Raw genomic sequence first — 9,054 nt, forward strand, 5'->3', positions numbered from 1 at the left:
GGTCTCCTTTCAGAATCATAACATATAGATTCCTTATATATGCAACAAAAGGGACGTGAAACCACGCCCCTTTCAAAATTACTATGAATTAATAGTGTAAGTCATCTTGCGATACACGATGACGGAAGTAATAATATGCCCATGCCTGGTACACTAATACGATAGGTACAAAGATACATGCTACAATTGTCATCAACGTCAATGTGTATGTAGAAGATGCTGCATTCATAATTGTTAAGCTATACGCTGAGTCAATGCTAGATACCATAATGCGAGGGAATAATCCTGCAAAATAAGCTAATGTAACAAATAAGATTGTCAATGCACTGAACACAAAACCTTTACCAGTTTGGCGTGCACGTGTAAAGCCCCAAGATACCAAGAAGCTTACAATTGCTAATGCGAATGCTACAGTTGCCAATGTACTGTGGAATAAGTCAGTATATACATACGTAGCACCCACCAATACCAACGCACCTACAGCTGTGATAACGCCTTCTACTAAGGCTGCTGCACGAGCACGTTCAGAGATTTCCCCTGTTGTTTTCAAGGAAGCATATAATGCACCATGGTACAAGAATACACATACAAATGCAATACCACAAAGAATCGTGTATACACTCAATAAATCTAAGAAACCACCTACATAGTTCATATGTTTATCAATTGGCGTACCTTGGATTAAATTACCTACAGTCACACCCCATAGAAGAGCGGGAATAGCAGAACCAAAGAAAATGCACCAGTCAAACGCACCACGCCATGCTGGGCTTTTATCTTTACTGCGGAAGTCAAAGGACACGCCGCGAGCAATCAAAGCCGCTAACATTAAGAACAACGCTAAATAGAAACCACTGAATAGAGTTGCATATACTTGTGGGAAGGATGCGAACATAGCACCACCAGCAGTCAACATCCATACTTGGTTACCGTCCCAAACAGGTCCGATAGTGTTGATTAATTGACGGCGTTCACGGTCTGTTTTCCCCAAGAATGGAAGCCACATACCTACACCGTAGTCAAGGCCTTCTAAAATGAAGAACCCTGTAAATAGTACACCTACTAAGATAAACCAGATTAATTCTAAATTATTTGTAATTATTTCCATAATGTAGCCTCCTCTTGTTCAACCACATCATGAGCTGGGTTACCATTAGGACCCGCTTGAATATGTTTCACTGCTAAGTAAATGGCAGCAATCGCCATGACTACATAAACCGCAGTAAAACCAATAATTGTTGTCCAAATTTCTGGTGCAGTTACCACTTTGGATGCACCATCAGCTGTTTTTTGTAATCCGTATACTAGCCAAGGTTGGCGGCCTGCTTCTGCCACATACCAACCTGTGGAGTTAGCAATAAATGGAAGGGCTAATAAATGATAGATGCTTTTTAGAGCCACTCTATTATTAAGCAATTTACCTTTCACATGTAAATAGTATCCTACAATGGATGTTACTAACATAATAATGCCAGCTAAAATCATAACACGAAAGGACCAGAACATAGATGTTACATGTGGCACGTAATCACCAGCACCATGTTTCACTTCAGCTTCTTTTTGAAGGTCATTAATGCCTTTTACTTCCCCTTTAAAAGAATCATGAACTACAAAAGATAATGCACCTGGTACGCCGATTTCAAAGTTATTCTTTTTACCATCTTGATCGATACCGGCTACAATCGCAAATGGAGCTGGATCATGAGTTTCCCATAAAGCTTCAAAAGCAGCTACTTTCATAGGCTGTAATTTGGCTACGGTTTGTCCTTGGAAGTGACCGGCGCCACCTACTAGTAAACCACCAATGATTGCCGCACCTAAACCAAATTTGATAGATTTAGAATAAAACTCTACATGGTTATTTTTCAATAAATGCCATGCACTAACAGAAGCGATAATTACACCAGCTGTTAAGATACCATCTGTAAAGATGTGTAAATATTGACCCGGTAAATAACCATTTTGTAAAATTGCTGCAAAAGAATCCATTTCAGCACGACCATTACGAAGTACAAAGCCTACTGGATGTTGCATAAATGAGTTCGCTACTAAAATCCAAAATGCTGATAAATTACTACCAATAGCTACTAGCACCGCTACAAATGCGTGCGCTTTAGGGGACATTTTATCCCATCCGAAAATCCAAGCCCCCATAAAAGTAGACTCTAAGAAGAATGCTGTTAACGCTTCTAATGCCAAAGGAGCTCCGAAGATATCTCCCATAAATCGGGAGTATTCTGCCCAGTTCATTCCAAAATGGAACTCTTGAACGATACCTGTTACAACACCCATTGCAAAGTTAATTAGGAATAGTTTACCCCAGAACTTTGCCATTTTTTTGTACACTTCGTTTTTCGTACGCGCATAAGTAATTTCCAATATTGCTACTAATACTGTCATACCTAGCGTGAACGGTACGAAGAGCCAGTGATAGATCGTAGTCAATGCAAATTGAAAACGAGCTAACAAGACTGCATCCATCATGTCAATTCCTCCTCACTTGAACATAAATTTAGACCACATGGTGCAATGATATATGAATCGAACGTTCACGTTTTGCTAACGTTTCGAAATCAACGTTTTTTAACTCTTGTATTAACACCGCTTGAATCTTACCCACAGCCTCTTGTACAGCACATTGACCGTGACAACCACGGGAGCAGCTTTCAGAGTCATACAAACAATGTTGAAGATATGTGTCGCCTTCTACAGCAGTCACCACATCATACAAGTTGATATCTTTTGGTTTTTTTGCTAGCGAAAACCCGCCATCTACACCTCGATAGGAATGCAATAATTTAGCATTCACTAGATAGCGCATAATTTTTAACAAGAATCGTTCTGGAATTTTACTAGTCCTTGCCAACTCAGCTCCAACCTTCCGAGTGCCGAATGGTAATGTAGACATATATAAGATAATCCGAAACGCATAGTCTGTTGCCTGATTAAACTTCAATGGTATCTCCCTTATTGAATCTATAATATATATTGTATATGGGCGTGGAAAGTACACTCTAGTAGTATACTTTATGGCTATAAAAAATGCTCGAGTGCATACGCCTTCGAGCATCTCTTGTCTCTATTATAAGAAATTATTGAGAATGTTGCAATACATTTCTTTATAATTTCTTCATTTTTTATATATGTGCCAATGCATCAATAATTGTATATGCCAAGGCTGATACACCAGCGGATAATGGTATCGTAATAAACCAAGCAAATACCATAGATCTTGCAGTGCTCCAGTTTACGGCTCTCACACGCATAGCTGTACCTACGCCCATAATAGAACCGCTCACAACATGTGTCGTAGATACTGGCAAGTGTAATAAAGTTGCCGTAAAAATAGTGATAGCAGAGTTTAAATCTGCTGCAAAGCCATTGATACTTTCCAACTTGAAAATTTTACTACCTACAGTAGCAATAATTTTCCATCCTCCTGCTGCTGTACCTAATGCCATTGCTGTGGCACAGGCAAGCTTAACCCAAACGGGTACCTCTAAGCTTTGTAATTGTCCACTAGCTACTAGAGTTAAGGTAATAATCCCCATTGCTTTTTGAGCATCATTAGAACCGTGAGAGAATGACATGAGAGCTGCAGATACTAATTGCATATTCCGGAATCTATCATTCAAAATAATGGGAGAAAATCGCCCAAATAAGATAAGTAGTATTTTCATCACAATATAGCCTAATACTAAAGCTAAAATAGGAGATGCTACTAAAGAAATGAAAATCTTACCGATCCCACCTGCTTGCAAAGCTTCTGGTCCTACAGAAATCAGTACTGCACCAATGATGCCACCGATTAATGCATGCGAGGAAGAACTTGGAATCCCATACCACCACGTTAACAGGTTCCAAAAAATAGCCCCCACCAAAGCTGCTACTATAATTTCACCATTAATCATCTCTGGAGCCGTGACGATATCGCCACCAATTGTTTTAGCAACACCAGTACTTACCATAGCCCCTAAAAAATTTAATGTTGCCGCCATCATAATCGCCATTTTAGGTGTAATTGCTCTTGTCGATACAGACGTAGCTATAGCATTGGCTGTGTCGTGGAATCCATTAATATAGTCAAAGGCCAACGATAATAAAACGACGGCCCATATCACCCAACCATCAAGCATACTTCAAAACTACCCGGCGGAATGTTCCTACCAAAGTCTCAGAACCATCGATAACCTCTTCCATGGAACTAAGAATTTCCTTCCACTTGATGATTTCAATTGGATCACTACACTCTGTAAAGAGTTTTGCCATTTCCACATGATAAATATCATCTGCCTCTGCCTCTAGACGTAATACTTCCAAAGCTCGTCCTTCTACTTTCAAGTAATTTTTCTTTAAGCTTCCCATGTAAGAAATAGATTTTTTTATGTGTTTGCAGCATTTAGCCACAATTTCCGCCATGCGAATAGCCCCATCAGTAGGCTCACTTTGCACTTGGTACATCACCATTTTATCCATAATTTCTTTAATATTATCAATGGTATTATCCATTTGATCAATCAAAAGTTGAATGTCTTCACGGTCCATTGGTGTAATAAAAGTTTTACGTAAACGGTCCATAGTAGCTGCTACTAATTCATCTGCTTCCTGTTCTTTTTGTTCAATTTGACGAAGAGCTTCTTTTTTTTCAAGTTCCCCTTCAAACACTTTCTGCATTAACTGTGCAGCCTCATGGCATAACTCAGCATGTTCATTAAGCATACTGAAAAACTTTTCTTCTTTTCCTTTTAAATTGAAAGCCATTACATCCTCCAATAACTTACTACGTGATATACATACACCCATTATAGCACGTTACCATTCACTTGTGCACGAAAAATATAGCTATCTTGGCACTAATATATAATATTGCCACAGATAGCTATACACAATCTATTATTTAATTAGTTCCCGCTTTAGATGTTTTACTTCAGGCAAAATTAATTCTTTCATGGCTAAGGTAACAGCGCCCACAGAACCTGGGATAGCGAATAAAATCGCATGATCTTTTACGCCCGCAAGAGCACGAGATGCTAATGCTTTTGTTCCAATATCATCACGATAGCTTAGAAATCTAAATAACTCCCCAAAGCCAGGAATTTCTTTATCCAATAGTGGTTGCACTGCCTCGATAGACACATCACGTTTCGCAATCCCAGTACCACCAGTGCTAATAATGATATCAGCAACACCTACACTATCCTCATATGTCCATGTACGAACATCATTACCTGTGGACGTCTTCAAGACTTGAACATCTCCACCATAGTTGCCAGTAAAAGCCTTAAGAATAGCGCCTTGAATCTCTTCGATTGTATCTGTCACAATCTGGCGAGATACGACAACAAAACCAGCCTCGCGAGCTAACTCCTCAACACGAGCTCCACCTTTATCAGTTTCCTTTGTTCTTGTATCAGACACAGTAATAACCGCTACTGTCAACGGACGATCTGTAAATTCCATCATTGCCATGTTTCTTTTCCTTTCTACATAGTCAATAGTATTAGTATAAAGCCCCTATACTCTATTCATCTTACTAGATCAGCTAAGCCTTCTTCTTAAACTTTCAGTCCCTTAGGCATAGCTTTAACAATTTACGATATATAACTAGCAATTAAGCGCAACTCTACCTATATGTAGAGTAGCATATCTCCTATCGTAACTCTATAACATATGTTAATAACTGAAAAATTCTTTTACTTCTTTTAACTGTCCTTTTGTACAAGAAACATATAGTTCGTCTCCACACTGTAACACGGTTGTCGCAACAGGAACAATCGGTTGCCCTCCTCGGTCAATGCTTACAATGATGGCTCCCCTCGGTAGAGCAATATCTTTCAACATCATATCTATATAAGGACACACCACTGACAAACGAGTTTGGAAAAATGTTTGTTCCTTCTCTGCACCTACCAAACCTTGGCTCATGCGAAGTAACAGATTATCGTAGATAGGCAATTCTTTCATAAATTCTGCCGTTAAGTACGCAATGATTGCCACCGTTCCTACTTGATATATACTGTGAAAGCTATTGGTCATTTCTAGAACAAGTAAAATCGCTAACAAAGGTGTTCGCATAGAGGCAGCTAACATGCCTGCCATACCGCAAATAATGAAGCTACCACCGAAGGCATTAGGGAGTATATGTAATTCTACCAGTATACTATGCATCAACGCTCCCACTGCCGATCCAATCACCACCATAGGGAGGAAGATACCTCCTTGGGCACCATTACCATAGCAAATAGAGGTTAAGATAATCTTACCTATAACAATATATAATAGCAGATGAAATGTCTGTTGATGGTCGACCATCATGGTCACTACATCATTACCACCCCCCAATAGTAATTGCGAATCCAGTCCTAATAACGTCACCCCTAAGAATGTGAGTGAAATTTTCCACCCTCTAGAAATAGGAAGTTTATCATATAAGGATTTCACTCCCACAATCATACGATTAAAAAGGATTCCAAAGAAACCTACTCCCACACCTAATATAAGGAGAGTACTAAAATATTGGATAGGGATACTTTCCATCACAGAAAATCCCAAGGAAGGTGTAAGCCCAAATACCAATGAGGTGATTAAATTCGCCGAAATAGTAGCGGAAAAGGTAGGAATCACTAGTTTCGGGTAAAAACTTTTATGCACTTCTTCAAACACGAAGATAGCCCCAGATACAGGTGCACTAAAGGCAGCAGTCAATCCCGCCGCGGCTCCAGCAGATGTTAAAATTCGTTCCTCTCGAAGAGAGCTGCCAAACCAATTCGATAGTAGTTTCCCCGTTGCACCACCAAGCTGTACAGATGGCCCCTCACGACCTACAGAGAATCCAACAATGCCAGTAAAAGCGCCACCAAAAAACTTCGACACTAATGTAGGAAAGGGATTCATATTAAAGATTCCCTTCATTTCCCCTTCAATCTGAGGAATCCCTGAACCTCCAGATAAAGGTGCCCACTTGAGCAATAGATGACAACCCCAGCCGAAAATCATCATGATTATCGTCCAAATCACAATTTGTACCACTGTTGCCGTCGCCATAAATTCGTGCCGATAGTCATTGCCCCAGTGAATGATGTATCTAAAAGCAGAACCAATCGTACCTGCCACTATCCCAATAAGAATGCCTTTCACAATTAATAAAAGAAACTCTTCCCTGTCAAAGGTATTAAAAAATTCAATCTTAGGTCTTTTAAAAATATTGTTTCGTTTATTATGTATCATACTATCACCTTATATACCTTAATAATAGGTATAGTATACAAGGTTACAGTTGATTTGTCATTATGTAAAATTATCAATATCCTAATATAAAAAGTCAGAATAATTAAGATCTTACTCCTTAATCATTCTGACTTAGTATTAATATATAATTTAGATAGATATATAATTTCACTATTTTTTCAATGCATCGATAATTTTTTCTGTATTTTTATCAGCATTATCCATTAATTTCATATTTTGTTCTCTTACATTAGTGTCTGAAAGATGTCCTGTAATTAATAAGTTAATATAGTCTTTACATTCAATAGCTTTAGCTTTCTCAAAAATAACAAATGAAATAACAGTAACAGCACCAGATGTAGAGTTTACAAGCAGAATTGTCTCAAAAGAACTTAGAATAGTTAATATTGCATAAATACTAATAACAATACCATAAAATGTATTATCCCCAAGCATTCCTAATCCCAATAAAAGGAAAAATATTCCCCATAATAGAGATTTAAAATTTAGTTTAAAGCTATCATCTACACTAGAAATCTGATTTACAGGTAAACTTCGGCTAGCTTTACCAAGAGGGATTAATTTGAGAATTGTATTAGGAATTTCAAACTTAACAAAGTTTTTATCTACCTGAATTTTCCCTTTTAAATAAAAAGTAAGATAGGATGTTATAAATTCTACTGTTTGCATATAAGCCTCCCTTTTTAACACAATATTTGTTTTAATTATACATTATGTCCCCCCCCAGTCAACATTTTGTTTTAATTGTATATATGGAAGATATTCTCCTAGACTATTATCATCTTATATAGATTTTACTTCTATCACATTCACTAGAAAAGGCTAAGTAGATCTAGCTTTGTCATCTGCAACTTCCTGTTCTGCCCTGTGGGTTTATATGCCCTTTGGGCTTTAAAACCTTACGTCAGGAACTAAGCGATGCTCTATGATTTGCGCGTCGCTATGCTCCTTCAAATCATAAGCCCTGCTTATGCGCGTGCTTTGCTCCTTTAAAAGTGGTTCACTGGAGATCCCAGGGCTATTGCATTCTTCCATAGATATTACTTTAGTCATGTTGGCTGGAAACGGCTCTCCTTTTACATCATCATTTGCAACTTCCTATGTGTTCCTGGCTGTGGATTTTGTACGCCCCTTCGGGACTTCAAAATCTTACGCTAGGAACTAAGCGATGCTCTATGATTTATCTGCTTTCCTTTTCCTACTTTGTTCCTGACTGTGGGTTTTATTCGCCCTTTGGGCTTTAAAACCTTACGTCAGGAACTAAGCGATGCTCTATGATTTATCTGGTTTCTTTTTCCTGCTTTGTTCCTAGCTGTGGATTTTGTGCGCCCCCTTGGGACTTCAAAATCTTACGCTAGGAACTAAGCGATGCTCTATGATTTGCGCGTCGCTCCGCTCCTTCAAATCATGAGCCCTGCTTATCCCAGGCTTATTAGGTATAACTTAGTTACTACTTGATTAATCTGGCTGGAAACGGCCAGATTAAAAAAGTATATTGCATTAGAAAACAAAAAGAGACACCTTTCGGTGTCTCTTTTTATTTTCTTAATCAGCGACTTCCTATCCTCCCAGGCCGTTTCCAGCCAAGTACTTTCGGCGTTTACGAGCTTAACTACTGTGTTCGGGATGGGAACAGGTGGTTCCTCGTAGCCATCGTCACTGAATTTGTCAGGGTGTTCCCTGAAAACTACATAGAAAGATAATATATTAACTTACAAGTTTGTTCTTAAGTAAAGCCCTCGATCTATTAGTACCAGTCAGCTCCATGCCTTGCAGCACTTCCACACCTGGCCTATCAACCATGTC

Annotated in this window: 8 protein-coding genes and 1 rRNA gene; all 9 read right to left on the reverse strand. The window is 38.7% G+C overall.

Annotated elements, in window-relative coordinates:
- Window positions 1-88: 88 nt before the first annotated feature.
- Window positions 89-1,108, reverse strand: coding sequence for a cytochrome d ubiquinol oxidase subunit II (gene cydB / locus EO117_RS03125; protein WP_126939050.1), 1,020 nt, complete (start codon window positions 1,106-1,108; stop codon window positions 89-91).
- Entirely contained in the window at window positions 1,099-2,484 is a 1,386-nt protein-coding gene (locus EO117_RS03130; RefSeq protein ID WP_126939051.1) for a cytochrome ubiquinol oxidase subunit I, read from the reverse strand. Before EO117_RS03130 ends, cydB begins: the two co-directional genes overlap by 10 nt.
- A 28-nt stretch (window positions 2,485-2,512) precedes the next feature.
- The gene (locus EO117_RS03135) at window positions 2,513-2,956 is read right to left on the reverse strand and encodes an Rrf2 family transcriptional regulator (RefSeq protein ID WP_126939052.1); all 444 of its coding nucleotides are present in this window, start codon (window positions 2,954-2,956) and stop codon (window positions 2,513-2,515) included.
- A gap of 181 nt (window positions 2,957-3,137) precedes the next feature.
- Window positions 3,138-4,136, reverse strand: coding sequence for an inorganic phosphate transporter (locus EO117_RS03140; RefSeq protein WP_126939053.1), 999 nt, complete (start codon window positions 4,134-4,136; stop codon window positions 3,138-3,140).
- Window positions 4,129-4,761 (reverse strand): DUF47 domain-containing protein, encoded by a 633-nt coding sequence (locus EO117_RS03145; RefSeq protein WP_126939054.1) that lies wholly within the window; start codon window positions 4,759-4,761, stop codon window positions 4,129-4,131. Before EO117_RS03145 ends, EO117_RS03140 begins: the two co-directional genes overlap by 8 nt.
- A 132-nt stretch (window positions 4,762-4,893) precedes the next feature.
- A complete protein-coding gene (locus tag EO117_RS03150; RefSeq protein ID WP_126939055.1) occupies window positions 4,894-5,469 on the reverse strand; it encodes a molybdenum cofactor biosynthesis protein B in 576 nt (191 codons plus the stop codon).
- Window positions 5,470-5,673: 204 nt separating this feature from the next.
- On the reverse strand, window positions 5,674-7,227 hold the full coding sequence (locus EO117_RS03155) for a ClC family H(+)/Cl(-) exchange transporter (RefSeq protein ID WP_126939056.1): 1,554 nt from the start codon (window positions 7,225-7,227) through the stop codon (window positions 5,674-5,676).
- Window positions 7,228-7,398: 171 nt separating this feature from the next.
- Window positions 7,399-7,917, reverse strand: a complete 519-nt coding sequence (locus EO117_RS03160) for a hypothetical protein (RefSeq protein ID WP_126939057.1) — start codon at window positions 7,915-7,917, stop codon at window positions 7,399-7,401.
- An 878-nt stretch (window positions 7,918-8,795) separates the two neighbouring features.
- A 5S ribosomal RNA gene (gene rrf / locus EO117_RS03165) occupies window positions 8,796-8,912 on the reverse strand.
- Between the last annotated feature and the right edge of the window lie 142 nt (window positions 8,913-9,054).

Origin of the sequence: Veillonella sp. VA142 (assembly GCF_003992135.1) — a bacterium.
Lineage (GTDB): Bacteria > Bacillota > Negativicutes > Veillonellales > Veillonellaceae > F0422.